The organism is Pseudomonas sp. COW5 (genome assembly GCF_026240005.1).
GTDB classification, from domain to species: domain Bacteria; phylum Pseudomonadota; class Gammaproteobacteria; order Pseudomonadales; family Pseudomonadaceae; genus Aquipseudomonas; species Aquipseudomonas kribbensis.
The window spans coordinates 2,526,898-2,551,520 of record NZ_JAPHVP010000001.1 but is presented as its reverse complement, the minus strand read 5'-3'; the positions used below and the strand labels follow the sequence as shown (position 1 = coordinate 2,551,520).

At 61.2% G+C, this 24,623-nt stretch carries 25 protein-coding genes and 1 pseudogene; 16 read left to right on the top strand and 10 right to left on the bottom strand.

Features of this window, described 5'->3' with window-relative positions; all coding sequences use genetic code 11:
* Nucleotides 1-91: 91 nt before the first annotated feature.
* Nucleotides 92-580: an Lrp/AsnC ligand binding domain-containing protein gene (locus tag OQ248_RS11520; protein ID WP_003177284.1), complete on the top strand. Its 489-nt coding sequence runs from the start codon at nucleotides 92-94 to the stop codon at nucleotides 578-580.
* Nucleotides 581-584: 4 nt separating this feature from the next.
* Here OQ248_RS11520 and OQ248_RS11515 read toward each other — a convergent pair whose 3' ends face one another.
* Entirely contained in the window at nucleotides 585-938 is a 354-nt protein-coding gene (locus tag OQ248_RS11515; protein WP_085708887.1) for a YkgJ family cysteine cluster protein, read from the bottom strand.
* Nucleotides 939-1,083: 145 nt separating this feature from the next.
* Between OQ248_RS11515 and OQ248_RS11510 the strand changes: the two genes are divergently transcribed.
* Entirely contained in the window at nucleotides 1,084-2,394 is a 1,311-nt protein-coding gene (locus OQ248_RS11510) for an FAD-binding oxidoreductase (protein ID WP_265812887.1), read from the top strand.
* Nucleotides 2,395-2,507: 113 nt separating this feature from the next.
* Here the strand turns inward: OQ248_RS11510 and OQ248_RS11505 are convergent, their stop codons facing one another.
* Nucleotides 2,508-2,753: a DUF1127 domain-containing protein gene (locus OQ248_RS11505; RefSeq protein ID WP_119426800.1), complete on the bottom strand. Its 246-nt coding sequence runs from the start codon at nucleotides 2,751-2,753 to the stop codon at nucleotides 2,508-2,510.
* A gap of 179 nt (nucleotides 2,754-2,932) precedes the next feature.
* On the opposite strand from OQ248_RS11505, the gene OQ248_RS11500 reads away from it, so the two are divergent.
* Both OQ248_RS11500 and OQ248_RS11495 read left to right on the top strand, forming a co-directional pair.
* Nucleotides 2,933-4,354, top strand: coding sequence for a PLP-dependent aminotransferase family protein (locus OQ248_RS11500; protein WP_114886319.1), 1,422 nt, complete (start codon nucleotides 2,933-2,935; stop codon nucleotides 4,352-4,354).
* Between the two features lie 60 nt (nucleotides 4,355-4,414).
* Entirely contained in the window at nucleotides 4,415-5,983 is a 1,569-nt protein-coding gene (locus OQ248_RS11495) for a phospholipase D family protein (protein WP_134828501.1), read from the top strand.
* A gap of 21 nt (nucleotides 5,984-6,004) precedes the next feature.
* Here OQ248_RS11495 and OQ248_RS11490 read toward each other — a convergent pair whose 3' ends face one another.
* Both OQ248_RS11490 and OQ248_RS11485 read right to left on the bottom strand, forming a co-directional pair.
* Nucleotides 6,005-7,150, bottom strand: a complete 1,146-nt coding sequence (locus OQ248_RS11490; RefSeq protein WP_265812886.1) for an MFS transporter — start codon at nucleotides 7,148-7,150, stop codon at nucleotides 6,005-6,007.
* 184 nt (nucleotides 7,151-7,334) lie between these two features.
* Nucleotides 7,335-8,828 carry an aldehyde dehydrogenase gene (locus tag OQ248_RS11485; protein WP_085708877.1) on the bottom strand — a complete coding sequence of 498 codons (1,494 nt, stop codon included), beginning with the start codon at nucleotides 8,826-8,828 and terminating at the stop codon, nucleotides 7,335-7,337.
* A gap of 236 nt (nucleotides 8,829-9,064) precedes the next feature.
* Between OQ248_RS11485 and OQ248_RS11480 the strand changes: the two genes are divergently transcribed.
* On the top strand, nucleotides 9,065-9,427 hold the full coding sequence (locus OQ248_RS11480; protein ID WP_085708876.1) for a cupin domain-containing protein: 363 nt from the start codon (nucleotides 9,065-9,067) through the stop codon (nucleotides 9,425-9,427).
* A 73-nt stretch (nucleotides 9,428-9,500) separates the two neighbouring features.
* On the opposite strand, the gene rpmG is transcribed toward OQ248_RS11480, so the two are convergent.
* Complete coding sequence (gene rpmG, locus OQ248_RS11475; protein WP_003177274.1) at nucleotides 9,501-9,656, bottom strand: 50S ribosomal protein L33; 156 nt, start codon at nucleotides 9,654-9,656, stop codon at nucleotides 9,501-9,503.
* A gap of 11 nt (nucleotides 9,657-9,667) precedes the next feature.
* On the bottom strand, nucleotides 9,668-9,901 hold the full coding sequence (gene rpmB, locus OQ248_RS11470) for a 50S ribosomal protein L28 (RefSeq protein WP_003229474.1): 234 nt from the start codon (nucleotides 9,899-9,901) through the stop codon (nucleotides 9,668-9,670).
* 446 nt (nucleotides 9,902-10,347) lie between these two features.
* Here rpmB and OQ248_RS11465 point away from each other — a divergent pair, with 446 nt between their 5' ends.
* Nucleotides 10,348-11,934 carry an ABC transporter substrate-binding protein gene (locus OQ248_RS11465; RefSeq protein WP_265812885.1) on the top strand — a complete coding sequence of 529 codons (1,587 nt, stop codon included), beginning with the start codon at nucleotides 10,348-10,350 and terminating at the stop codon, nucleotides 11,932-11,934.
* Between the two features lie 36 nt (nucleotides 11,935-11,970).
* On the opposite strand, the gene radC is transcribed toward OQ248_RS11465, so the two are convergent.
* Nucleotides 11,971-12,645 (bottom strand): DNA repair protein RadC, encoded by a 675-nt coding sequence (gene radC / locus OQ248_RS11460; RefSeq protein WP_119426806.1) that lies wholly within the window; start codon nucleotides 12,643-12,645, stop codon nucleotides 11,971-11,973.
* Between the two features lie 135 nt (nucleotides 12,646-12,780).
* Between radC and coaBC the strand changes: the two genes are divergently transcribed.
* The 4 genes and pseudogenes from coaBC to argB all read left to right on the top strand — a co-directional run bounded on the left by coaBC (nucleotide 12,781) and on the right by argB (nucleotide 17,020).
* Nucleotides 12,781-13,989: a bifunctional phosphopantothenoylcysteine decarboxylase/phosphopantothenate--cysteine ligase CoaBC gene (gene coaBC / locus OQ248_RS11455; RefSeq protein WP_085708873.1), complete on the top strand. Its 1,209-nt coding sequence runs from the start codon at nucleotides 12,781-12,783 to the stop codon at nucleotides 13,987-13,989.
* Between the two features lie 5 nt (nucleotides 13,990-13,994).
* On the top strand, nucleotides 13,995-14,450 hold the full coding sequence (gene dut / locus OQ248_RS11450; protein WP_007954445.1) for a dUTP diphosphatase: 456 nt from the start codon (nucleotides 13,995-13,997) through the stop codon (nucleotides 14,448-14,450).
* Between the two features lie 263 nt (nucleotides 14,451-14,713).
* A pseudogene (locus tag OQ248_RS11445) lies at nucleotides 14,714-16,090 on the top strand (phosphomannomutase/phosphoglucomutase); the annotation flags it as partial.
* Between the two features lie 24 nt (nucleotides 16,091-16,114).
* Complete coding sequence (gene argB / locus OQ248_RS11440) at nucleotides 16,115-17,020, top strand: acetylglutamate kinase (RefSeq protein ID WP_065258175.1); 906 nt, start codon at nucleotides 16,115-16,117, stop codon at nucleotides 17,018-17,020.
* Nucleotides 17,021-17,088: 68 nt separating this feature from the next.
* Here the strand turns inward: argB and pyrE are convergent, their stop codons facing one another.
* A complete protein-coding gene (gene pyrE / locus OQ248_RS11435) occupies nucleotides 17,089-17,733 on the bottom strand; it encodes an orotate phosphoribosyltransferase (RefSeq protein ID WP_007954442.1) in 645 nt (214 codons plus the stop codon).
* 82 nt (nucleotides 17,734-17,815) lie between these two features.
* Between pyrE and OQ248_RS11430 the strand changes: the two genes are divergently transcribed.
* Entirely contained in the window at nucleotides 17,816-18,595 is a 780-nt protein-coding gene (locus tag OQ248_RS11430) for an exodeoxyribonuclease III (RefSeq protein ID WP_007920349.1), read from the top strand.
* 93 nt (nucleotides 18,596-18,688) lie between these two features.
* Here the strand turns inward: OQ248_RS11430 and OQ248_RS11425 are convergent, their stop codons facing one another.
* Both OQ248_RS11425 and rph read right to left on the bottom strand, forming a co-directional pair.
* A complete protein-coding gene (locus OQ248_RS11425) occupies nucleotides 18,689-19,057 on the bottom strand; it encodes a DUF4870 domain-containing protein (protein ID WP_265812884.1) in 369 nt (122 codons plus the stop codon).
* Between the two features lie 28 nt (nucleotides 19,058-19,085).
* On the bottom strand, nucleotides 19,086-19,808 hold the full coding sequence (gene rph, locus OQ248_RS11420) for a ribonuclease PH (RefSeq protein WP_085708868.1): 723 nt from the start codon (nucleotides 19,806-19,808) through the stop codon (nucleotides 19,086-19,088).
* 267 nt (nucleotides 19,809-20,075) lie between these two features.
* Between rph and OQ248_RS11415 the strand changes: the two genes are divergently transcribed.
* The 5 genes from OQ248_RS11415 (at nucleotide 20,076) to OQ248_RS11395 (ending at nucleotide 24,570) form a co-directional block, all read left to right on the top strand.
* Entirely contained in the window at nucleotides 20,076-20,939 is an 864-nt protein-coding gene (locus OQ248_RS11415; RefSeq protein WP_007954440.1) for a YicC/YloC family endoribonuclease, read from the top strand.
* Nucleotides 20,940-20,949: 10 nt separating this feature from the next.
* Nucleotides 20,950-21,570 (top strand): guanylate kinase, encoded by a 621-nt coding sequence (gene gmk / locus OQ248_RS11410; protein ID WP_065258181.1) that lies wholly within the window; start codon nucleotides 20,950-20,952, stop codon nucleotides 21,568-21,570.
* 168 nt (nucleotides 21,571-21,738) lie between these two features.
* Nucleotides 21,739-22,002 carry a DNA-directed RNA polymerase subunit omega gene (rpoZ, locus tag OQ248_RS11405; protein ID WP_119426810.1) on the top strand — a complete coding sequence of 88 codons (264 nt, stop codon included), beginning with the start codon at nucleotides 21,739-21,741 and terminating at the stop codon, nucleotides 22,000-22,002.
* 57 nt (nucleotides 22,003-22,059) lie between these two features.
* Nucleotides 22,060-24,165 carry a bifunctional GTP diphosphokinase/guanosine-3',5'-bis pyrophosphate 3'-pyrophosphohydrolase gene (gene spoT / locus OQ248_RS11400; protein WP_007954439.1) on the top strand — a complete coding sequence of 702 codons (2,106 nt, stop codon included), beginning with the start codon at nucleotides 22,060-22,062 and terminating at the stop codon, nucleotides 24,163-24,165.
* Nucleotides 24,166-24,189: 24 nt separating this feature from the next.
* Entirely contained in the window at nucleotides 24,190-24,570 is a 381-nt protein-coding gene (locus tag OQ248_RS11395) for a RidA family protein (RefSeq protein ID WP_003229509.1), read from the top strand.
* Nucleotides 24,571-24,623 lie beyond the last annotated feature (53 nt).

Genomic DNA, 24,623 nt, shown 5'->3' with positions numbered 1-24,623 from the left:
AAAAAAGATTCGCCAGTGCTTTTCACTGTATAAGCGCCTATATTTGGCGACAATTCTCGGCAAAAACCCTTTTCACGGAGGCGCATCCCCTATGCGTACCAACACTCAGACCAAACGTGAGCTGGACAAGATCGACCGCAACATCTTGCGGATCCTGCAGGCGGACGGGCGGATTTCATTCACTGAACTGGGCGAGAAGGTCGGGCTTTCCACCACGCCGTGCACCGAGCGGGTGCGGCGCCTGGAGCGCGAGGGGATCATCATGGGCTACAACGCCCGCCTGAATCCGCAGCACTTGAAGGGCAGCCTGCTGGTGTTCGTCGAGATCAGCCTCGACTACAAATCCGGCGACACGTTCGAAGAGTTCCGACGCGCCGTGCTGAAACTGCCCCACGTGCTGGAGTGCCATCTGGTGTCAGGAGATTTCGACTATCTGGTGAAGGCGCGGATTTCCGAGATGGCCTCGTACCGCAAGCTGCTGGGCGACATCCTGCTCAAACTGCCGCACGTACGCGAATCCAAGAGCTACATCGTGATGGAAGAAGTGAAAGAGAGCCTGAGCCTGCCGATTCCGGATTAATCGCTCAGACCAGCACCTGCCGGTTTTCGGCCATGTACTCGAACACCTGCTTCTCGACCCGTGGATGAATCAGCTCCACCGGCCGCCGGCCGTTGGGGCACGGCAAGGTCCGGGTGGTGCCGAACAACCGGCAGATCAGCGGTCGCTCGTCGTACACCGTGCAGCCGTTCGGCCCCAGGTGCACGCAGTTGAGTTCTTCCATGGCCGCATCCTGCTCGGCGCGGGTCTTGCGCGGCAGGCGGGACATTTCCTCGGGCGAGGTGGTCACCGGCCCGCAGCAGTCGTGGCAGCCCGGCACGCACTCGAACGTGGGAATCTGCTGACGCAGGGTGCGGATTTTCTGACTGTTGCAGCTCATTGCAGCGGTAACCGGAGCGAAATAGGCGGCAATTGTGCCGCAAAAGCCGTGATCCAGACACCATAAGCCGACCAATGTTGCCCGGCCTCGGGCCTGCGGCTTATGCTCCGTCAAATTTTCTCGACACCCGTTCAGGATGACGCCCATGAATGCCCGCGCCCACGCCTCCGCGAGCCAACCCCATGTTGCCTCTTATTACGCCGCCAGCAGCCTGCCGCAGCCCGACCATCCGGTGCTGCAAGGCGAACTGATTGCCGACGTGTGCGTGGTCGGTGGCGGTTTCTCCGGGCTGAACACCGCGCTGGAACTGGCTGAGCGCGGCTTAAGCGTGGTGCTGCTGGAAGCGCACCGGATCGGCTGGGGCGCCAGCGGTCGCAACGGCGGGCAACTGATTCGCGGCGTAGGCCACGGGCTCGACCAGTTCGCCAACGTGATCGGCGCCGACGGCGTGCGTCAGATGAAGCTCATGGGGCTGGAAGCGGTGGAAATCGTCCGACAGCGTGTTGAAAAATTTCAGATCCCCTGCGACCTGACCTGGGGTTACTGCGACCTCGCCAACAAACCTTCCGACCTGGAAGGCTTTGCCGAAGACGCCGAAGAATTGCGCGGCCTCGGTTACCGCTACGAAACCCGCCTGCTGCAAGCCAACGAGATGCACACCGTGGTCGGTTCCAAACGCTATGTCGGTGGTTTGATCGACATGGGTTCCGGCCATCTGCACCCGCTGAATCTGGCACTCGGCGAAGCTGCTGCAGCGCAGCAACTCGGGGTGAAGCTGTTCGAGCAATCGGCAGTCACCCGTATCGACTACGGCCCCGAAGTCCGGGTACACACGGCGCAAGGTTCGGTGCGGGCGAAAACCCTGGTGCTCGGCTGCAACGCCTATCTCAACAATCTGAATCCGCAACTCAGCGGCAAGGTGCTGCCGGCCGGCAGCTACATCATCGCCACTGAACCACTGAGCGAAGAACAGGCCCACGCCCTGCTGCCCCAGAACATGGCCGTCTGCGATCAGCGGGTGGCGCTGGATTACTACCGGCTCTCGGCGGACCGGCGCCTGTTGTTCGGCGGCGCCTGCCATTATTCGGGGCGTGACCCGAAAGACATCGGCGCCTACATGCGGCCGAAGATGCTGGAAGTATTCCCGCAGCTTGCGTCAGTGAAGATCGAGTATCAGTGGGGCGGGATGATCGGCATCGGTGCCAACCGTCTGCCGCAGATTGGCCGGCTGAGCGATCAGCCGAACGTGTATTACGCCCAGGCCTATTCCGGCCACGGCGTGAATGCCACGCACCTGGCGGGCAAGTTGCTGGCCGAGGCCATCAGCGGCCAGCACAGCGGTGGCTTCGATCTGTTCGCCAAAGTGCCACACATCACCTTCCCCGGCGGCAAGCATCTGCGCTCGCCGTTGCTGGCGTTGGGGATGTTGTGGCATCGACTCAAAGAACTGGTCTGATATTTTTGCAGCGCCATTGATGACGCCTTCGCGAGCAGGCTCGCTCCCACTTTGGAATGCATATCCCTGTGGGAGCGAGCCTGCTCGCGAATGGGTTTCTGAGTTCCGAAGATTCAGATCCTCCAGAACGGCTTCAACCCCTCCTCCAGCGCCTGTTCCCGGGTCAGCCCGACATCCTTGAGCTGCTCCGGTGTCAGGCCCAGCAACGCTTTGCGTGTGTGCAGACGATGCCAGAACAGACCCCAGCGGCTCAGGCCGGACGGCGCGTTGCGCAGCATCTCGTTGCGCGCCCTGTCCTGTTGCCCTGCCTCCAGTTCCTGACTGTGTAACGTCAGCCGCACATCGCTCAAGCCGTTCATTTTTGTCGCTCCTGTTTACTTGGGTAGCCAGAGATTCCATGATGCGCGGGCCGACAAAAGCATTACAGATTCAACACATCTGTATTATTTCCATACAGATTTGCTGTCTCCGGGACTGAATTGTCGATTTACGCCGCATCTGTACTGGTTTTTCGAATCACCTGCATCGAGGCAGTGCCATGACCCTGTATGTGAACCTCGCCGAGTTGCTCGGCACCCGCATCGAACAAGGCTTCTACCGTCCTGGTGATCGCCTGCCGTCGGTGCGCGCCTTGAGCGTAGAACACGGGGTCAGCCTGAGCACGGTGCAGCAGGCCTATCGAATGCTGGAAGACAGCGGCCTGGCCACGCCAAAGCCCAAATCCGGGTACTTCGTGCCGGTCGGCCGCGAGTTGCCGGAACTGCCGGCCATCGGGCGTCCGGCCCAGCGTCCGGTGGAAATTTCCCAGTGGGATCAGGTGCTGGAGCTGATTCGCGCCGTACCGCGCAAGGACGTGGTGCAACTCGGTCGCGGCATGCCGGACATCTCGTCGCCGACGATGAAGCCGCTGCTGCGCGGACTGGCCCGTATCAGCCGCCGCCAGGACATGCCCGGTCTGTATTACGACAACATCCACGGCACCCTTGAACTGCGCGAACAGATCGCCCGGCTGATGCTCGATTCCGGCTGCCAGTTGAGCGCCAGTGATCTGGTGGTCACCACCGGTTGCCACGAAGCGCTGTCCACCAGCATCCACGCGATCTGCGAGCCCGGCGATATTGTTGCGGTGGATTCGCCAAGCTTTCACGGCGCCATGCAGACCCTCAAGGGGCTGGGCATGAAAGCCCTGGAAATCCCCACCGACCCGCTCACCGGCATCAGCCTCGAAGCGCTGGAACTGGCGCTGGAGCAGTGGCCGATCAAGGTCATCCAGCTCACGCCCAACTGCAACAACCCGCTCGGCTACATCATGCCGGAGTCGCGCAAACGCGCGTTGTTGACGCTGGCCCAGCGCTTCGACGTGGCGATCATCGAGGACGACGTGTATGGCGAACTGGCCTACACCTACCCGCGTCCGCGCACGATCAAATCCTTCGACGAAGATGGCCGTGTGTTGCTGTGCAGTTCGTTCTCCAAGACTCTCGCGCCGGGGCTGCGTATCGGCTGGGTCGCGCCGGGTCGATACCTCGAGCGGGTGCTGCACATGAAATACATCAGCACCGGCTCCACCGCGCCACAGCCACAGATCGCCATCGCCGAGTTTCTGAAAGCCGGGCACTTCGAACCGCATTTGCGGCGGATGCGTACGCAATACCAGCGCAATCGCGACGTGATGATCGATTGGGTGACGCGATATTTCCCGGCCGGCACTCGCGCCAGCCGTCCGCAAGGCAGCTTCATGCTCTGGGTCGAACTGCCGGAAGGTTTCGATACCCTGAAACTGAATCGTGCACTGCACGATCAGGGCGTACAGATTGCCGTCGGCAGCATTTTTTCGGCGTCGGGCAAGTACCGCAATTGCCTGCGCATGAACTACGCTGCCAAGCCGACACCGCTCATCGAAGAAGCTGTGCGCAAGGTGGGTGCAGCGGCGATCAAGCTGCTCGCTGAAGCCGACTGACCTTTTTCCAGAGACCCGCGTCCATATGCCGACCCTTGCCGCCAATCGGAACGATCCTACGTGAGCTTCAGACAGCCCCTACTCGCTCTGCTGCTACTCGCCTCGTTCCTGGGCGGTTGCGCGACCCTCGACGTGCCGCGCGAGCCAAGCCAGGCATTGCCGGCCTCTGCATCGAGTTTCGGCCGCTCGATCCAGGCTCAGGCCGCGCCGTATAAAGGCCAGTCCGGATTTCGCCTGTTGTCCAACAGCACCGAAGCCTTCACCGCCCGCGCCGAATTGATCCGCAACGCCCAGAGCAGCCTTGACCTGCAGTACTACATCGTCCACGACGGCATCAGTACGCGAATGCTGGTGGAAGAGGTGCTCAAGGCTGCCGACCGTGGCGTGCGGGTGCGCATCCTGCTGGACGACACCACCAGCGACGGCCTCGACCTGATTATCGCCACGCTGGCGGCGCATCCGAACATCCAGATCCGCCTGTTCAATCCATTGCACCTGGGCCGCAGCACCGGCGTGACCCGCGCCGCAGGCCGGCTGTTCAACCTGTCGCAGCAACACCGGCGGATGCACAACAAGCTGTGGCTGGCGGACAACAGCGCCGCCATCGTCGGCGGCCGCAATCTGGGTGACGAGTATTTCGATGCCGAGCCCAACCTGAACTTCACCGACATCGACATGCTCAGCGTCGGGCCGGTGGCCGAACAGCTCGGGCACGGCTTCGATCAATACTGGAACAGCGCCCTGAGCAAGCCGATCGAGGAATTCCTCTCCAGCAAACCTTCGGCCAAAGACCTGCAGAACACCCGCACGCGCCTGGAAGAATCCCTCGAGGAAACCCGCAAACAGAATCACGCGCTCTATCAGCAGTTGATGACCTTCACCACCCACCCGCGCATGGACATCTGGCGCCGGGAGCTGATCTGGGCCTGGAACCAGGCGCTGTGGGATGCGCCGAGCAAAGTGCTGGCGGACGGCGAGCCGGATCCGCAACTGCTGCTGACCACACAACTGGCACCGGAGCTGCGAGGCGTCAGCAAGGAACTGATGATGATTTCCGCCTACTTCGTGCCGGGTCAGCCGGGGCTGGTCTATCTGACCGGCCGTGCCGATGCGGGCGTATCGGTGAGCCTGTTGACCAACTCACTGGAAGCCACCGATGTGCCAGCGGTGCACGGCGGTTACGCGCCCTATCGCAAGGCGCTGCTGGAACATGGCGTGAAGTTGTATGAGCTGCGGCGCCAGCCCGGGGATAACTTCGGCAGCGGCCCGCACCTGTTTTACAGCAAGTCGTTTCGCGGCTCGGACTCCAGCCTGCACAGCAAGGCGATGATCTTCGACGGGAAAAAAGCGTTCATCGGCTCGTTCAATTTCGACCCGCGCTCGGTGCTGTGGAACACCGAAGTCGGGGTGCTGGTGGACAGCCCCGAGCTGGCTGCCCATGTACGGGAACTGGCGTTGCAGGGCATGGCGCCGGCGTTGAGTTACGAGGCGAAATTGCAGGACGGGAAAGTCGTCTGGGTTACCGAGGACAACGGTCAGATGCACACGCTGACCAAGGAGCCCGGCAGCTGGTGGCGGCGCTTCAATGCGTGGTTCAGCACCACGGTGGGGCTGGAGCGGATGCTGTAGCAGTCCGCCCTGGCCAAGTCGTCAGGCAGGCTCCGGCACCTTGCCGAACGCCCCTTGCCGCGACAGCAGAATCACCAGCCCGAACGCCCCGGCCGCCATGAACCAAGGCAACGCGTGCCCGCTGATCCATTGGCTGCCCGCCCCCGCCGCCAATGGCCCGATCAGGCAACCGACGCCCCACAGCTGCGCGACATGCGCGTTGGCGCGCACCAGCGCGTCATCTCGGTAGCGCTCGCCGATCAGGATCAGCGACAGGGTGAACAAGCCACCGGCACTGGCACCGAACAGCACCCACAACGGCCAGATCAGCAGGGTGTCGATCAGCATCGGGATCGCCAGACTCGACAACATCAACACCACAGCGCAGCCGGCGAACAAGGTCCGCCGCGACAGGTAGTCGGCCAGCGCACCGATGGGCAATTGCAGCAGCGCGTCGCCCACCACCACGGTGCTGACCATCGCCAGCGCGATTTCCGCCGTGAAGCCCTGTTGCAGGCAGTACACCGGCAACAGGGTCAGGATCATCGCCTCGAACGCGGCGAACAACGACACCGCCCAGGCAATTGCCGGCAATTCGCGACTGAAGCCCCACAGGTCACCGAAGGTCACGCTGCTGGCCTCGCTGCTCGGGGCCCCGCTGCGACCCAGCAACAGAAGTGGCGCTGCGATCAAGAGGCCGACACCCACCCAGAAGCCGTAATCATGCTCGGTACCGAGCGCACCCAGCAGTAACGGCCCGGACAGTTGGCTGAGCGCATAACTGCTGCCATACAGCGCCACCAATCGCCCGCGCCACTGCTCGACCACCAGTTGATTGATCCAGCTCTCGCCGAGGATGAACACGATGGTCAGGATCACCCCGATCATCAGCCGCAGCACCAGCCAGATCGGATAACTCGGCAGCAGTGCCAGCAGGCCGATGGACAATGCCCCGCCCCACAGGCACAGGCGCATCAGGTTCGCTGTGCCGAAGCGCGCCGCCAGATGACTCGAAACCTTCGCCCCCAGCAACACGCCAATGGCCGGCATCGCCGCCATCACGCCGATGGCGAACGAACCGTAACCCCAGCCCTCAAGACGCAACGACACCAGAGGCATGCTGACGCCAAGGGCCAGTCCAACACTCAAGACAGACGCCAATACGGCGAAATACGTCGCCCAACGCATGGTCCACGCTCCTGTGGATAATTTTTATGTGCACCACAAAACACTGTGGGAGCGAGCTTGCTCGCGATAACGGTTTCACATTCAGCAGATGTGCTGACGGATACACCGCTTTCGCGAGCAAGCCCGCTCCCACAGGGATCTTTGTATCGTTCGGGAGCCCGCCTGAGCAGGCTCCCTCAACGGGTTACAGCTTGATCCAGGTCGCCTTCAGCTCGGTGTATTTGTCGAACGCATGCAGCGACTTGTCGCGGCCGTTGCCCGACTGCTTGAAGCCGCCGAACGGCGCGGTCATGTCGCCGCCGTCGTACTGGTTGACCCACACGCTGCCGGCACGCAGGGCCTTGGCGGTGAGGTGCGCCTTGGAAATGTCCTGGGTCCAGACCGCCGCCGCCAAGCCGTAAGGCGTGTCGTTGGCGATGTTGATCGCTTCCTCGGCCGTGTCGAAGGCAATGACCGACAACACCGGGCCGAAGATCTCTTCCTGGGCAATCTTCATCGCATTGCTCACGCCGTCGAAAATCGTCGGCTCGACGTAGGTGCCACCGGTTTCCTGAAGGATGCGCTTGCCGCCGGCCACCAGTTTGGCGCCGTCGGTGTGGCCCGACTCGATGTAAGACAGCACGGTGTTCATCTGCTGGGTATCGACCAGCGCACCCACGTTGGTGGCCGGATCCAGCGGGTTGCCCGGTTTCCAGGCCTTCAGGGCCTCGATCACCATCGGCAGGAATTTGTCCTTGATCGAACGCTCGACCAGCAGACGGGAACCGGCGGTGCAGACTTCGCCCTGGTTGAAGGCGATGGCGCTGGCGGCGGATTCGGCGGCAGCCTGCAGGTCCGGTGCATCGGCAAACACGATGTTCGGGCTCTTGCCGCCGGCCTCCAGCCAGACGCGCTTCATGTTCGATTCGCCGGAATAGATCATCAGTTGCTTGGCGATCTTGGTCGAACCGGTGAACACCAGGGTGTCGACGTCATTGTGCAGAGCGAGCGCCTTGCCGACGGTGTGGCCGTAGCCCGGCAGCACGTTCAGCACTCCTTTCGGGATGCCGGCCTCGACCGCCAGTTCGGCGATACGGATGGCGGTCAGCGGGGATTTTTCCGACGGTTTGAGGATCACCGAGTTACCGGTCGACAGGGCCGGGCCGAGCTTCCAGCAGGCCATCATCAGCGGAAAGTTCCACGGCACGATGGCGCCGACTACGCCCACTGGCTCGCGGGTTACCAGACCCAGTTGGTCGTGCGGGGTGGCGGCGACTTCGTCGTAGATCTTGTCGATCGCTTCACCGCTCCAGCTCAGGGCTTGCGCGGCACCCGGTACGTCGATGTACAGCGAATCGCTGATCGGCTTGCCCATGTCGAGGGTTTCGAGCAGGGCCAGTTCTTCGGCATGCTGCTTGAGCAGGCCGGCGAAACGGATCATGGTGGCTTTGCGTTTGGTCGGCGCCAGGCGCGACCAGACGCCGGAATTGAAGGTGGCGCGGGCGTTTTCCACGGCGCGCTGGGCATCGGCGGCGTCACAGCTGGCAATCTTGCCCAGCAGACGGCCATCGACCGGGCTGATGCACTCGAAGGTCTCGCCGGAGACGGCATCGGTGTACTCGCCGTTGAGGTAGGCGCGGCCTTCGATCTTCAGGTCGCGAGCGCGTTGTTCCCAGTCGGCACGAGTCAGGGTGGTCATTCGAGTGTCCTCCTCTTGTTGAATACGAGCGCCGCGCGATCTTCGCCGGCGTCCTCAGGAATTCTGCCCGGCCAGCCTGTTTTCGGCCCAAGGCACCCGCCACCCTAAACCAGCGGCCGGGGTTGTTTCAATATATTTGACACAAGGCGGTTATACAGCCTTGCGGCGTTCAATTTAATCAACATAGACTTTGGCCCTTTCAAGCCACCGCGCCGTCATTACAGGAGAAAACAACAATGAACATCCAGAACGTCGTCGACATCAGCCTGACCATGGACCAGGCCGAGCGCTACCGCCCGGATCCGGCCAAAGTACTGAAGGGCGATCCCGAGCAGGCGGTGTTCAATCAATACGACAGCCCTTGCGGGCAAATGGGCGTTGGCGTGTGGGAAGGTGCAGTGGGTCAGTGGACGGTGAATTACACCGAACACGAATACTGCGAAATCCTCCAGGGCGTTTCGGTGCTGCGTGACGGCGAAGGCAATGCCAAGACTTTGCGTGTCGGCGACCGCTTCGTGATTCCGGCCGGTTTCCGTGGCACCTGGGAAGTGCTGGAAGCCTGCCGCAAGGTCTACGTGATCTTCGAACAGAAGGCCTGAAGCCTTTCGCCAGGCAACAAAAAAGGCCCGTATCGTGAGATACGGGCCTTTTTCGTAAGTCGGGAAAAATCAATTACTTGATTTTGCCTTCCTTGTAGATCACGTGCTTGCGAACAACCGGATCATATTTCTTGATCTCGATTTTGTCCGGGGTAGTACGCTTGTTCTTGTCGGTAGTGTAGAAGTGACCAGTACCGGCGCTCGAAATCAAACGAATCAATTCACGCATGATTAGCTCCCTTAAATCTTGCCGTCGCGACGCAGCTCGGCCAGCACAACGCTGATGCCACGCTTGTCGATGATACGCATGCCTTTGGCGGAAACGCGCAGGCGTACGAAACGTTTCTCTTCTTCAACCCAGAAGCGGTGATGCTGCAGGTTCGGCAGGAAACGACGACGGGTTTTGTTGTTTGCGTGGGAAATGTTATTCCCGGTTACCGGACCCTTACCGGTAACTTGACATACTCTAGACATGCCTCAGCCCTCTAAAACCACATGCCCAACCCGGCATGGGTTGGCCGCTTAATCTCTAGTCATTGTGGCGCCAGGCGCCGCGATTCTTTAGAGGTCTTACCGGCTACACCTACAAGCGAAGGAACCGGGCCCCTAGAAAAGAGCGCTGCTTTATACCAGAAAGACCACGGAGCAACAACTTTCCGTGTGCAATGAATGGCTAAAAAGCCGCTTTTCCTGCCCGCAAGCGGCTTGGGCAAAGGCTGGCGGCAATTTTTACCATTCGTCGAAGAAAACCGATCATACCCGCATTCGGGACTTTTCCTGCCGCCACTTCCGACAAATCCTCAGCCGCACAGCCCCGAAAATGCAAAAAGGGGATAGTCATTTGCAATCGCGACCACTAGGGTAGGCCTTTTCCAGACTGCACTTGCAGATGGGCCTTCGATCTGTAAAGGAAGCCGACCATGCGCCTCGCTGCCCTCCCCCTGCTGCTCGCCCCGTTATTGCTGAGCCCCCTGGCCCATGCCGCCGCCCTGAGCGTGTGCACCGAGGCCAGCCCCGAAGGGTTCGACGTGGTGCAGTACAACTCGCTGACCACCACCAATGCCTCGGCCGATGTGCTGATGAACCGCCTGGTGGACTTCGATACGGCAACCGGCAAAGTGGTCCCGAGCCTGGCCGACAGCTGGGAAGTCAGCACCGACGGCCTGACTTATATATTCAAACTGCACCCGCAGGTGAAGTTCCACAGCACCGAGTACTTCAAGCCGACCCGCGAACTGACCGCCGAAGACGTCAAGTTCAGCTTCGACCGCATGCTCGACCCAGCCAACCCGTGGCACAAGGTTGCCCAGAGCGGCTTCCCGCACGCCCAGTCGATGCAGCTGCCGAGCCTGATCAAGAAGATCGACGCACTGGACCCGCTGACCGTACGCTTCACACTTGATCATCCGGACTCGACATTCCTGGCAACCCTGAGCATGGGTTTCGCCTCGATCTATTCCGCCGAGTACGCCGACAAGCTGCTGAAGGCCAACGCGACCGACAAGCTCAACAGCCAGCCGATCGGCACCGGCCCGTTCGTGTTCACCCGGTTCCAGAAAGACGCCTCGATCCGCTACAAGGCCAACCCGGACTACTTCGGCGGCAAGCCTGCGGTGGATCCGCTGATCTTCGCCATTACCCCGGACGCCAACGTGCGCCTGCAAAAGCTGCGGCGTAACGAGTGCCAGATTGCCCTGTCGCCAAAACCATTGGACGTACAGGCCGCGAAAGAAGAACCGACGCTGAAAATCGAAAAGACTGACGCGTTCATGACCGCATTCGTTGGCATCAACAGCCAGCATCCGCCATTGGACAAGCCGGAAGTGCGCCAGGCGATCAACCTCGCCTTCGACAAGGCCAACTACCTGAAAGCCGTGTTCGAAGACACCGCCGAACCCGCCAACGGCCCGTACCCGCCGAATACCTGGAGCTACGCGAAGAACCTGCCGGGTTACCCGCACGACGTGGCAAAAGCCAAGACTTTACTGGCCAAGGCCGGACTGAAGGACGGTTTCCAGACCACCATCTGGACGCGCCCGTCCGGCAGCCTGCTCAACCCGAACCCGAGCCTGGGTGCACAACTGCTGCAATCGGACCTGGCGGAAATCGGCATTCAGGCAGAAATCCGCGTGATCGAGTGGGGCGAGCTGATCCGTCGCGCCAAGGCTGGCGAACATGACCTGTTGTTCATGGGTTGGGCCGGTGACAACGGCGACCCGGACAACTTCCTCACACCGCAGTTTTCCTGCGCGGCGGTGAAGTCCGGCACCAACTTCGCCCGCTACTGCAACGCCGATCTGGACAAGCTGATCAGCGCCGGCAAGACCACCAGCGAGCAGGGCGTGCGCACCAAGCTCTATGAACAGGCACAGGCGCAGATCCAGCAGCAGGCACTGTGGCTGCCGCTGGCGCATCCGACCGCCTATGCGCTGACGCGTAAGGACGTGCAGGGTTATTCGGTGTCCCCGTTCGGGCGGCAGGATTACTCCAGGGTCACCCTCAAGTAATCCGCCCCGGCTTGCAGCGACTGCAGTCGCTGCAAGCTACATCCAACCGCACTCCGCCATCGACAATGGTTCCCCATCACCGACGACGAAGTGATCGAGTACCCGCACATCGATCAATTCCAAAGCCTTCTGCAAGCGCTTGGTCAATAATCGATCAGCCTGACTGGGATCGGTGTTACCCGACGGATGGTTATGGCACAGGATCACGGCCGCCGCGTTATTGGCCAACGAGCGCTTCACCACTTCCCGGGGATGTACCGCCGTGTTGTCGATCGAGCCGCGAAACAGCGTCTCAAAGGTCAGCACCTGATGTTTGGAGTCTAGAAACAGGCAACCGAACACCTCGTGCGGCTCATGGCGCAACATGGCCTTGAGGTAATCGCGGACTACCTGTGGATTCTCCAGCGCCGTTTTCTGCCGCATGCGCTCGGCCAGATGTCGCCGCCCCATCTCCAGCACGGCTTGCAACTGGGCGAACTTCGCCGGCCCCAGGCCCAATTGCTCGCTGAACGCGCCGAGATCTGCCTCCAGCAACGCCCGCAGGCTGCCGAACTGATTCAACAAGTGTCGCGCCAGATCCACCGCGCTTTTACCGGATACGCCGGTGCGTAGAAAAATCGCCAGCAATTCGGCATCGGAAAGACTTCCCGAGCCTTGTTCCAAAAGCTTCTCCCGCGGCCTTTCCGCCGCCGGCCAATCGCGAATACTCATACACATTCCTTGTCTGTGGGCGCCGCTGTTCCGTAGCGGTCGCTGTGATATCGTAGCCCATCTTTTTTGCGGGCGAATTCACCCTGGGGAGGGGGTTTCGCCACGCATGTCACCAACGAAATGAAAGGCAGACCTATGCAGCGGCTGTATCGGAAACGCATCGTTCTGGGCGTCGGCGGCGGTATCGCTGCCTACAAGAGCGCCGACCTTGTGCGCCGCCTGATCGATCAGGGCGCCGAAGTGCGCGTGGTCATGACCCGTGGCGGCAGCGAATTCATCACCCCGCTGACCATGCAGGCCCTGTCCGGCCACCCGGTTCACCTGGATCTGCTCGACCCGGCCGCCGAAGCGGCGATGGGCCACATCGAACTGGCCAAATGGGCCGATCTGGTGCTGATCGCCCCGGCCACCGCCGACCTGCTGGCCCGTCTGGCCCAGGGCATCGCCAACGACCTGCTGACCACCCTGGTGCTGGCCACCGACGCCATCGTCGCTGTCGCCCCGGCCATGAACCAGGCCATGTGGCGCGACCCGGCGACCCAGGCCAACCTGCAACTCCTTGAAAGCCGTGGCCTGAAGACCTTCGGCCCGGCCTCCGGCAGCCAGGCCTGCGGCGACGTCGGCATGGGCCGCATGATGGAAGCCACCGATCTGGCCCAGCTCGCGGCGGACTGCTTCCAGCGTCAGGCGCTGACCGGCAAGCACGTGGTGATCACCGCCGGTCCGACCCAGGAAAACATCGACCCGGTGCGCTACATCACCAACCACAGCTCCGGCAAAATGGGCTTCGCCCTGGCGGAAGCGGCGGTGGAAGCCGGCGCCCGCGTCACGCTGATCAGCGGCCCGGTGCATTTGCCGACGCCGGATCGCGTCACCCGCATCGACGTGGTCAGCGCCCGCGACATGCTCGCCGCCTGCGAAGCCGCGATCCCATGCGACATTTTCATCGCCTCGGCGGCGGTTGCGGACTACCGTCCGGAAGTCGTCGCCCCGCAAAAATTGAAGAAAGACCCTACGAGCGGTGACGGCTTCGTCCTGCAAATGGTGCGCAACCCGGACATCCTGGCCACCATCGCGACCCGTCCCGACCGTCCGTTCAGTGTCGGCTTCGCCGCCGAGACCGAACACCTGCTCGACTACGCTGCACGCAAGCTGAAGGACAAGAATCTCGATCTGATCGTCGCCAACGACGTCGCCAACCCGAGCATCGGCTTCAACAGCGAAGAAAACGCCTGCAGCGTCATCGACCGTGGGCTGCACGCCACGGTTTTCGCCCAGACCAGCAAGAGCAAGATTGCTCGCCAACTGGTCACTTTTATCGCCGAACGTCTGAACCAGGTTTAATTTACATGCACGCTTTGCAAGCCAAGATCCTCGACCCACGCATCGGTACCGAATTCCCGCTGCCGCAATACGCCACACCGGGCTCCGCCGGCCTCGACCTGCGCGCCATGCTGCAAGAGGACATCGTGATCAAGCCGGGCGAAACCGTGCTGATCCCTACCGGGCTGTCGGTGTACATCGGCGATCCGAACCTCGCCGCGCTGATCCTGCCACGCTCGGGCATGGGCCATAAGCACGGCATCGTGCTGGGCAATCTGGTCGGCCTGATCGACTCCGATTACCAGGGCCCGCTGATGGTGTCCTGCTGGAACCGTGGCCAGACCGAATTCACCATGCCGGTGGGCGAACGTCTGGCGCAGCTGGTGCTGGTGCCGGTAGTGCAGGCGCACTTCGAAATGGTCGAAGAGTTTGTCGAAACCGAGCGTGGCGCGGGTGGTTTCGGCCATTCCGGCACCAAGTAATCGACTGGAAACCTGTCGTGGCGAGTGCGCGTTGCTTGCCACGAAATTCAAAATGTCATCTGCAAGGTTTAGCGCCGAAAATCAAGGCATTGGCAGGCCAAAGCCACGCCGCACAAGGCGTCATGGCCCTTTCACACCACGAACTCTCTGTGAAAACCGCCGTCATACCCTTCAGTTTGAGCCTGCCGCCGAGATGATTCGTCGGTGTGTCCCGCCACTTTCGAGATGGAGCATTTCCGCAGATGAGCACCCCCGCCCAAGTCGCCCCGAAGCTTCCCGACAGCATCTTCCGCGCCTACGACATTCGCGGCACCGTGCCGGAATTCCTCAATGCCGAAACCGCCTACTGGATCGGCCGCGCCATCGGCTCCCAGAGCCTGGCCCAGGGTGAACCGAACGTGTCCGTCGGCCGTGACGGCCGCCTGTCCGGCCCCGAGCTGGTTGCCGAGCTGATCCGCGGTATCGCCGAAAGCGGCTGCCACGTCAGCGACGTCGGCCTGGTGCCGACCCCGGCGCTGTATTACGCCGCCAACGTGCTGGCCGGCAAATCCGGCGTGATGCTCACCGGCAGCCACAACCCGTCGAACTACAACGGCTTCAAGATCGTGATCGCCGGCGACACCCTCGCCAACGAACAGATCCAGGCCCTGCACGAGCGCCTCAAGACCGGCAACCTGAGCAGCGGCAAGGGCAGCGTGACCCAGGTCGAGGTCCTCGACCGCTACACCACCGAAATCGTCCAGGACATCAAACTGGCCCGGCGCCTGAAAGTCGTGGTCGACTGCGGCAACGGCGCGGCCGGCGTGATCGCCCCGCAACTGATCGAAGCGCTGAACTGCGAAGTCATCCCGCTGTTCTGCGAAGTCGACGGCAACTTCCCGAACCACCACCCGGATCCGGGCAAGCCTGAAAATCTCGTCGACCTGATCGCCAAGGTCAAGGAAACCAAGGCTGACATCGGCCTGGCCTTCGACGGCGACGGCGACCGTGTCGGCGTGGTGACCAACACCGGCACCATCGTGTTCCCGGACCGGCTGCTGATGCTGTTCGCCCGCGACGTGCTGTCCCGCAATCCGGGAGCGGAAATCATCTTCGACGTCAAATGCACCCGTCGCCTGATTCCGTTGATCAAGGAATACGGCGGCCAGTCGCTAATGTGGAAGACCGGTCACTCGTTGATCAAAAAGAAAATGAAACAGTCCGGCGCATTGCTGGCCGGAGAAATGAGCGGGCACATCTTCTTCAAGGAACGCTGGTTCGGTTTCGACGACGGCATTTACAGCGCCGCACGGCTGCTGGAGATCCTCAGCAAGGAAAAATCCGACGCGGAAACGCTGTTCGCGACCTTCCCGAACGATATTTCCACGCCGGAAATCAATATCCATGTGACCGAAGAGAGCAAATTCAGCATCATTGATGCACTGCACGATGCGCAGTGGGGTCCAGGCGCCGACCTGACCACCATTGACGGCGTGCGGGTCGATTACGCCAAAGGCTGGGGCCTGGTGCGCGCCTCCAACACCACACCGGTGCTGGTGCTGCGCTTCGAGGCCGATGACGAGGCTGAATTGCAGCGCATCAAGGTTGTGTTCCACGCCCAGCTGAAACGCGTTGCACCTGATCTCCAACTACCGTTCTGATTTCTGATTCACCCGGAGCCCTGAATGACCCTCGAACGCGAAGCCGCCGCCCAAACCGCCAAGGTCCTGTCCGAAGCGTTGCCTTACATCCGACGTTATGTCGGCAAGACCCTGGTGATCAAATACGGCGGCAACGCGATGGAAAGCGAGGAGCTGAAAACCGGCTTCGCCCGCGACATCGTCTTGATGAAAGCCGTCGGCATCAACCCGGTCGTGGTTCACGGTGGCGGCCCGCAGATCGGTGATCTGCTCAAGCGCCTGTCCATCGAAAGCCACTTTGTCGACGGCATGCGCGTCACCGACGCGGCAACCATGGACGTGGTGGAAATGGTCCTCGGCGGCCAGGTCAACAAAAGCATCGTCAACCTGATCAACCGCCACGGCGGCAGCGCCATCGGCCTGACCGGCAAAGACGCGGGTCTGATTCGTGCGAAGAAGCTCACCGTCACCCGCCAGACCCCGGAGATGACCCAGCCGGAAATCATCGACATCGGTCAGGTGGGCGAAGTGGTCGGGATCAACACCGAGCTGCTGAACCTGCTGGTCAAAGGCAACTTCATCCCGGTGATCGCGCCGATCGGCGTGGGTGAGAACGGCGAGTCGTACAACATCAACGCCGACCTGGTGGCCGGCAAGGTTGCCGAAGCGCTGAAAGCCGAGAAGCTGATGCTGCTGACCAATATCGCCGGCCTGATGGACAAGTCGGGCAAGGTCCTCACCGGCCTGAGCACCCAGCAGGTCGACGACCTGATCGCCGACGGCACCATCTACGGCGGCATGCTGCCGAAGATCCGCTGTGCACTGGAAGCAGTTCAGGGTGGCGTGGGCAGCTCGCTGATCATCGACGGTCGCGTACCGAATGCGATCCTGCTGGAAATCTTCACCGACACCGGTGTGGGTACGCTGATCAGCAATCGCAAGCGTCCGTAAGCGATCGCACAAATAAAAGACCCCGCTCAGCCTGACTGAGCGGGGTCTTTTTTTGCCTGAAGAAGCGATCAGACGCCGAACTGGGCGCGATAGGCTTCAACGGCAGGCAGGTGCTGCTTGAGCTGCGGATCGTCAGCCAGGAATTCCAGCACCTGATTCAGCGACACGATGCTGATGACCGGAATGCCGAAATCACGCTCGACTTCCTGGATGGCCGACAGCTCGCCGTTGCCGCGCTCCTGACGGTTCAGGGCGATCAGCACGCCGGCGGCCTTGGCGCCGTCCTGGGAAGCGATGATCTGCATCACTTCACGGATCGCGGTGCCAGCGGTGATCACGTCGTCGATGATCAGCACTTCACCGGTCAGCGGCGCGCCAACGAGGCTACCGCCCTCGCCGTGGGCCTTGGCTTCCTTACGGTTGAAGCACCATGGCAAATCACGGTTGTGGTGCTCAGCCAGCGCCACGGCGGTGGTTGCCGCCAGCGGGATGCCTTTGTAGGCCGGGCCGAACAGCACGTCGAACGGAATACCGCTCTCGGCGATGGCTGCGGCGTAGAAACGACCCAGCTGCGCCAGGGCCGAACCCGAGTTGAACAGGCCGGCGTTGAAGAAGTAAGGACTGGTGCGTCCGGACTTCAGGGTGAACTCACCGAAGCGCAAAACGCCGCGATCGATGGCAAAACGAATGAAATCGCGCTGATACGCTTGCATGAAAAAAACCCCAAATACCACGGATTTAGCTAATTAGCTTGACGCCGTGTATCATACACGCACGCGATTTTTGGGGCCATTTATGCGGATCATCAGTGTGAACGTCAATGGTATTCAGGCTGCAGTCGAGCGCGGTTTGCTCAGTTGGCTGCAAGCACAGAATGCCGACGTCATCTGCCTGCAGGACACCCGTGCCTCCGCCTTTGAACTGGATGACCCAGCCTTCCAACTGGACGGCTACTTCCTTTATGCCTGCGATGCTGAAGTCCCTGCCCAAGGCGGCGTGGCTTTGTATTCGCGGTTGCAACCGAAGGCTGTCATCAGCGGTCTCGGTTTCGAGACGGCCGACCGCTACGGGCGCTACCTGCAAGCAGATTTCGACAAAGTCAGTATTGCCACCTTGCTGCTTCCTTCGGGGATGAACGGCGATGAGGACTTGAACCAGAAGTTCAAGCTCATGGACGACTTCGGCAAGTACCTGGACAAACAGCGGCGCAAACGTCGCGAGTACATTTATTGTGGCTCGCTGTACGTCGCGCAGCAGAAGCTCGACATCAAGAACTGGCGCGACAGCCAGCAATCCCCGGGCTTCCTGGCGCCGGAACGTGCCTGGATGGACGAGATTGTCGGCAACATGGGCTACGTAGACGCCCTGCGCGAAGTCAGCCGTGAAGGCGACCAGTACAGCTGGTGGCCGGACAACGAACAGGCCGAGATGCTGAATCTGGGCTGGCGCTTCGACTACCAGATCCTGACCCCGGGCCTGCGGCGCTTTGTGCGCAGCGCACGCCTGCCGCGTCAGCCTCGGTTCTCGCAACACGCGCCGCTGATCGTGGACTACGACTGGACGCTGACCATCTAAGCGTCGATTCGTGGATGCAAAAAAGCCGACATCGCTGTCGGCTTTTTTGTGGGCGCTGATTTTTGCTTTTATGCAGGGGACTAGAGTTGATCGTTATTTGACCAATCGCCAAGTGAACGGATAGCGGTAAGGGAATCCGTTGTTAGCCTTCACCCCGGCAATAATCGGCAGCACAAACGAGCAAATGACCACCGGGATAATCAGCAGATACCCGATAAGCACTACTGTCAGCCCCACGCTAATGAGCGTAGCAATGGTCATCGTGATCTGAAAATTCAGTGCTTCCCTACCCTGCGCATCAATAAACGAGTCCTTCTCGCGCTTCATCTGCCAGAGGATCAGGGGCCCGATCAAACTGCCAAATGGAAACCAGATCCCCAGCAAGCCGGACAAGTGACAGAACATCGCCCACTGGCGAACCTCCTGGCTCGGCTTGGGCAGCAACTCTTGCTCATCACTCATCGCGTCTTCCTTGCGGGTACGAACCGTCTCAGTCAGCCAGTGCGGCCGTTTGCAGTTCGAAGATCTCGTTCATGCCTTTCTTGGCCAGTTCCAGCATCGCGGTCAGCTCTTCAGGCTGGAACGGCGCACCTTCGGCAGTGCCCTGCACTTCGATGAAACCGCCGGTGCTGGTCATCACCACGTTCAGGTCAGTCTCTGCGGCGGAGTCTTCAAGATAGTCGAGATCCAGCACCGGTTCGCCCTGGTACATGCCCACGGAAACGGCACCGATCATTTGCTTGAGCGGGTCGCCGCCCTTCAGGCCGCCGCGTTTCTTGATCACTTTCAGGGCATCGACCAGTGCAACCATGGCACCGGTGATCGACGCGGTACGGGTGCCGCCGTCGGCCTGGATCACATCGCAGTCGACGTACAGGGTGACGTCGCCCAGCTTGGACATGTCCAGCGCGGCGCGCAGGGAGCGGCCGATCAGGCGCTGGATTTCCAGGGTGCGGCCACCCTGCTTGCCACGGCTCGCTTCACGCTGGTTACGCTCGCCGGTGGCGCGCGGCAGCATGCCGTACTCGGCGGTCAGCCAGCCCTGGCCCTGACCTTTGAGAAAACGCGGCACGCCGTTTTCGACGCTGACGGTGCAGATGACTTTGGTATCACCGAATTCGACCAGTACCGACCCTTCGGCGTGCTTGGTGTAGTTGCGGGTAATGCGGATCGAGCGGAGCTGATCGGCAGCGCGACCACTTGGACGTTTCATAGGAGATACCTGTACTGGGGACGGAAAACTGCGGAGCATTATAGAGCTGCGCACCGTGCCTGGGCACTGCTTAAAAATTCCGGCCGTCGTTCAAGGGCCCTGAAACGCGCTTCGCCGACGGCCTGCAGCCCTTTGTCACACCGTGTGTTTGGGCGCATCTGCCGCACTGCGCTACAATCCTGCGCCTTTGCTGCCAGTCGGCTTAAATTCATTGATATCGAGCTGCGAAGCTTCAATTCGCGCCGATCTGTATCGCGAGGTCACCCCATGGTGCACAGCATGACCGCCTTCGCCCGCGTCGAGAAAGCCGGCGTTCAGGGCACCCTGAGCTGGGAGCTGCGCTCGGTCAACAGCCGCTACCTGGAACCCCACCTGCGCCTGCCGGAATCGTTTCGCGACCTCGAAGGCGCCGTCCGCGAAGCCCTGCGCCAGGGCCTGTCGCGTGGCAAACTGGAATGCACCTTGCGCTTTACCGAGGAAAGCACCGGCAAGCCATTGCAAGTGGATCGCGAGCGCGCTGCACAATTGGTCGCCGCTGCCGAGACCGTCGCCGGCCTGATCAAGAACCCGGCGGCGCTGAATCCGCTGGAGGTGCTGGCCTGGCCGGGCGTGCTGGTCGCCGACGCCACCGACCCGCAAGCGCTGAACGCCGAGGCATTGGCCTTGTTCAATCAGGGCCTGAAAGACCTCAAGGCCGGCCGCGAGCGCGAAGGCGCGGAGCTGGCACGCCTGATCAACGATCGCCTGACCTCCATCGAGGAAGACGTGGTGACCCTGCGCGAACTGGTTCCGCAGATGCTCGCCACCCAGCGCCAGAAAGTCCTCGACCGCTTCGCCGACATGAAGGCCGAGATGGACCCGCAGCGCCTGGAACAGGAAATGGTCATGCTAGCGCAAAAGAGCGACGTGGCTGAAGAACTGGATCGCCTGAGCACCCACATCATCGAAGTTCGCCGGGTGCTGAAATCCGGCGGTGCCGCCGGCCGGCGCCTGGACTTCCTGATGCAGGAGCTCAACCGCGAAGCCAACACACTGGGCTCCAAGGCCTTCGACCCGCGCAGCACCCAGGCGGCGGTCAACCTCAAGGTGTTGATCGAGCAGATGCGCGAACAAGTGCAGAATATTGAGTAAGGCAACAGACATGACCCACAGCACCGGCACCCTGTACATCATTTCCGCCCCTTCGGGCGCGGGCAAGAGCAGCCTGGTCAAGGCCCTGACCGACGCCAACCCGGAAATCCGCGTCTCGATTTCCCACACCACCCGCGCCATGCGCCCGGGCGAAGTGGACGGCGTGAACTATCACTTCGTAACCCGCGAAGAGTTCGTGAAGATGGGCGAGCACGGCGACTTCCTCGAACGCGCCGAAGTCTTCGGCAACTTCTACGGCACCTCGCAAAGCCGCCTGCAGCAGACCCTGGACGAAGGTCACGACCTGATTCTGGAAATCGACTGGCAAGGCGCCGAGCAGGTGCGCAAGCTGATGCCCCAGGCCCGTTCGATCTTCATCCTGCCGCCATCGCTGCAGGCCCTGCACCAGCGCCTGACCAACCGTGGCCAGGACAGCGACGAAATCATTGCCGGCCGGATGCGCGAAGCCGTCAGCGAGATGAGCCACTACGTCGAGTACGACTACCTGATCATCAACGACGATTTCGCCCACGCGCTGGACGATCTGAAAGCGATTTTCCGCGCCAATCAGCTGCAACAGAAACGCCAGCAGGTGCGTTTCGGCAAATTGCTGGCTGAATTGCTGGGCTGAAACAGCACTTCCCAAAACCGCTGCAAGGGCTTTACATTGGTGCTTGCAGCGCGTTGAAGAGTCTGGTCAAAAAATCAGCGCTTCCCTAATCGCTGGTGATTTTTTAAACTGTTGAGTCCGCTCGCCCAACCGGGCAGCGCGCATATTGCATTCGCTCCGAGGAATACCATGGCCCGCGTAACCGTTGAAGACTGCCTAGAACACGTGGAAAACCGCTTTGAGCTGGTCATGCTCTCTACCAAGCGTGCCCGTCAACTGGCCACCGGCGGCAAAGAGCCCCTGGTACAGTGGGAAAACGACAAACCGACCGTAGTTGCGCTGCGTGAAATCGCTGAAGGCATGATTACCTACGAGTTCATCGCCGAGCAGGAAATCGTCCACGAAGACCCGGTCTTCGCTGCGTTCGAGGACGAGTCCAACGAGGCCGTCTAAGCCTATGCCTGGTCGACGTAGCACGGCGCGGGATCACAGCCTACGGCAGGAGTTATCATGCCGAGCATAGACGCCCTCGCCGATCGCTTATCGACCTACCTCGGCAACGACCAGGTCAACCTGGTCCGCCGAGCGTATTTCTACGCCGAACAAGCCCACGACGGCCAACGCCGCCGCAGTGGCGAGGCGTATGTCACGCATCCTCTTGCCGTGGCAAACATTCTTGCCGACATGCACATGGACCATCAGAGCCTGATGGCTGCGATGCTGCATGACGTAATCGAAGACACCGGTATTGCCAAGGAAGCGCTGCAAGCGCAGTTCGGTGAGACCGTGGCCGAACTGGTCGACGGGGTCAGCAAACTGACCCAGATGAACTTCGAGACCAAGGCCGAAGCCCAGGCTGAAAACTTCCAGAAAATGGCTATGGCCATGGCGCGCGACATTCGCGTGATCCTGGTCAAACTGGCCGACCGCCTGCACAACATGCGCACGCTGGAAGTGCTGTCCGGCGAAAAACGCCGGCGCATCGCCAAGGAAACCCTCGAGATCTACGCACCCATCGCCAACCGCCTGGGCATGCACGCAATCCGCATCGAGTTCGAAGACCTCGGCTTCAAGGCCATGCACCCGATGCGTTCCGCGCGGATCTACCAGGCGGTCAAACGCGCCCGGGGCAACCGCAAGGAAATCGTCAACAAGATCGAAGAATCCCTTGGCCATTGCCTCGCCATCGACGGCATCCAGGGCGAAGTCAGCGGTCGCCAGAAACACCTCTACGGCATCTACAAGAAAATGCGCGGCAAGCGTCGGGCCTTCAACGAGATCATGGACGTCTACGCGTTCCGGATCATCGTCGACAAGGTCGATACCTGCTACCGCGTGCTGGGTGCTGTACATAATTTGTACAAACCGTTGCCGGGGCGCTTCAAGGATTACATCGCGATCCCCAAGGCCAACGGCTATCAGTCGCTGCACACCACCCTTTTCGGCATGCACGGTGTACCGATCGAGATCCAGATCCGCACCCGCGAAATGGAAGAGATGGCCAACAACGGCATTGCCGCCCACTGGCTGTACAAATCCAGCGGCGACGAGCAACCGAAAGGCACCCATGCCCGGGCCCGTCAGTGGGTCAAAGGCGTGCTGGAAATGCAGCAACGTGCCGGCAACTCGCTGGAATTCATCGAGAGCGTGAAGATCGACCTGTTCCCGGACGAGGTCTACGTGTTCACGCCCAAAGGCCGGATCATGGAGCTGCCGAAAGGCTCCACGGCGGTCGACTTTGCCTACGCGGTGCACACCGACGTCGGCAACAGCTGCATCGCCTGCCGGATCAACCGTCGTCTCGCACCGCTGTCCGAACCCCTGCAAAGCGGCTCCACAGTCGAGATCGTCAGCGCCCCCGGCGCACGGCCGAATCCGGCGTGGCTCAATTTCGTGGTCACCGGCAAGGCGCGGACCCACATCCGCCATGCGCTGAAACTGCAACGCCGCTCCGAATCCATCAGCCTCGGCGAACGCCTGCTGAACAAGGTGCTCAACGGTTTCGACAGCGCGCTGGAACAGATTCCGGCCGAACGCGTGAAGGCGATGCTCACCGAATACCGCCTCGAACTGATCGAAGATTTGCTGGAAGACATCGGCCTGGGCAACCGCATGGCCTATGTCGTGGCGCGCCGCCTGCTCGGCGAAGGCGAACAATTGCCAAGCCCGGAAGGGCCACTGGCGATTCGCGGCACCGAAGGTCTCGTGCTCAGCTACGCCAAGTGCTGTACGCCGATCCCGGGCGACCCGATTGTCGGTCACCTGTCGGCGGGCAAAGGCATGGTCGTGCACCTGGACAACTGCCGCAATATCAGCGAAATCCGCCACAACCCGGAAAAATGCATCCAGCTCTCGTGGGCCAAGGATGTCACCGGCGAATTCAACGTCGAACTGCGCGTCGAGCTGGAACACCAGCGCGGCCTGATCGCCCTGCTGGCCAGCAGCGTCAACGCGGCCGACGGCAATATCGAGAAAATCAGCATGGACGAGCGCGATGGCCGCATCAGCGTCGTCCAGTTGGTGGTCAGCGTCCACGACCGTGTGCACCTGGCCCGCGTGATCAAGAAACTGCGCGCACTGACCGGGGTGATCCGCATCACCCGCATGCGTGCCTGAGCCCACCATTACAAGGAGTCATACATGACCAAGACCGTTATCACCAGCGACAAGGCCCCGGCCGCCATCGGCACTTACTCCCAGGCGATCAAGGCTGGCAACACTGTCTACATGTCGGGCCAGATCCCGCTGGACCCGAAAACCATGGAACTGGTCGAAGGCTTCGAAGCCCAGACCGTCCAGGTCTTCGAGAACCTGAAAGCCGTGGCCGAAGCCGCCGGCGGTTCGTTCAAGGACATCGTCAAGCTGAACATCTTCCTCACCGACCTGAGCCACTTCGCCAAGGTCAACGAGATCATGGGCAAGTACTTCGACCAGCCGTACCCGGCCCGCGCCGCCATCGGCGTTGCTGCCCTGCCAAAGGGTTCGCAGGTTGAAATGGATGCCATTCTGGTCATCGAGTAATGCGCACGGCGCGACCCTTCAAGGTCGCGCCGACTGCTCTGCGGTAAAGAAAA

Coding starts and splice junctions, on each gene's coding strand:
- OQ248_RS11465 (WP_265812885.1), top strand. CDS start 10,348: ATGCGCCTCGCTGCCCTCCCCCTGCTGCTCGCCCCGTTATTGCTGAGC.
- OQ248_RS11395 (WP_003229509.1), top strand. CDS start 24,190: ATGACCAAGACCGTTATCACCAGCGACAAGGCCCCGGCCGCCATCGGC.
- radC (WP_119426806.1), bottom strand. CDS start 12,645: ATGAGTATTCGCGATTGGCCGGCGGCGGAAAGGCCGCGGGAGAAGCTT.
- gmk (WP_065258181.1), top strand. CDS start 20,950: ATGACCCACAGCACCGGCACCCTGTACATCATTTCCGCCCCTTCGGGC.
- OQ248_RS11430 (WP_007920349.1), top strand. CDS start 17,816: ATGCGGATCATCAGTGTGAACGTCAATGGTATTCAGGCTGCAGTCGAG.
- dut (WP_007954445.1), top strand. CDS start 13,995: ATGCACGCTTTGCAAGCCAAGATCCTCGACCCACGCATCGGTACCGAA.
- OQ248_RS11515 (WP_085708887.1), bottom strand. CDS start 938: ATGAGCTGCAACAGTCAGAAAATCCGCACCCTGCGTCAGCAGATTCCC.
- OQ248_RS11520 (WP_003177284.1), top strand. CDS start 92: ATGCGTACCAACACTCAGACCAAACGTGAGCTGGACAAGATCGACCGC.
- spoT (WP_007954439.1), top strand. CDS start 22,060: ATGCCGAGCATAGACGCCCTCGCCGATCGCTTATCGACCTACCTCGGC.
- OQ248_RS11425 (WP_265812884.1), bottom strand. CDS start 19,057: ATGAGTGATGAGCAAGAGTTGCTGCCCAAGCCGAGCCAGGAGGTTCGC.
- coaBC (WP_085708873.1), top strand. CDS start 12,781: ATGCAGCGGCTGTATCGGAAACGCATCGTTCTGGGCGTCGGCGGCGGT.
- OQ248_RS11510 (WP_265812887.1), top strand. CDS start 1,084: ATGAATGCCCGCGCCCACGCCTCCGCGAGCCAACCCCATGTTGCCTCT.
- OQ248_RS11480 (WP_085708876.1), top strand. CDS start 9,065: ATGAACATCCAGAACGTCGTCGACATCAGCCTGACCATGGACCAGGCC.
- rpmG (WP_003177274.1), bottom strand. CDS start 9,656: ATGCGTGAATTGATTCGTTTGATTTCGAGCGCCGGTACTGGTCACTTC.
- OQ248_RS11500 (WP_114886319.1), top strand. CDS start 2,933: ATGACCCTGTATGTGAACCTCGCCGAGTTGCTCGGCACCCGCATCGAA.
- rph (WP_085708868.1), bottom strand. CDS start 19,808: ATGAAACGTCCAAGTGGTCGCGCTGCCGATCAGCTCCGCTCGATCCGC.
- rpoZ (WP_119426810.1), top strand. CDS start 21,739: ATGGCCCGCGTAACCGTTGAAGACTGCCTAGAACACGTGGAAAACCGC.
- pyrE (WP_007954442.1), bottom strand. CDS start 17,733: ATGCAAGCGTATCAGCGCGATTTCATTCGTTTTGCCATCGATCGCGGC.
- argB (WP_065258175.1), top strand. CDS start 16,115: ATGACCCTCGAACGCGAAGCCGCCGCCCAAACCGCCAAGGTCCTGTCC.
- rpmB (WP_003229474.1), bottom strand. CDS start 9,901: ATGTCTAGAGTATGTCAAGTTACCGGTAAGGGTCCGGTAACCGGGAAT.
- OQ248_RS11415 (WP_007954440.1), top strand. CDS start 20,076: ATGGTGCACAGCATGACCGCCTTCGCCCGCGTCGAGAAAGCCGGCGTT.
- OQ248_RS11485 (WP_085708877.1), bottom strand. CDS start 8,828: ATGACCACCCTGACTCGTGCCGACTGGGAACAACGCGCTCGCGACCTG.
- OQ248_RS11490 (WP_265812886.1), bottom strand. CDS start 7,150: ATGCGTTGGGCGACGTATTTCGCCGTATTGGCGTCTGTCTTGAGTGTT.
- OQ248_RS11505 (WP_119426800.1), bottom strand. CDS start 2,753: ATGAACGGCTTGAGCGATGTGCGGCTGACGTTACACAGTCAGGAACTG.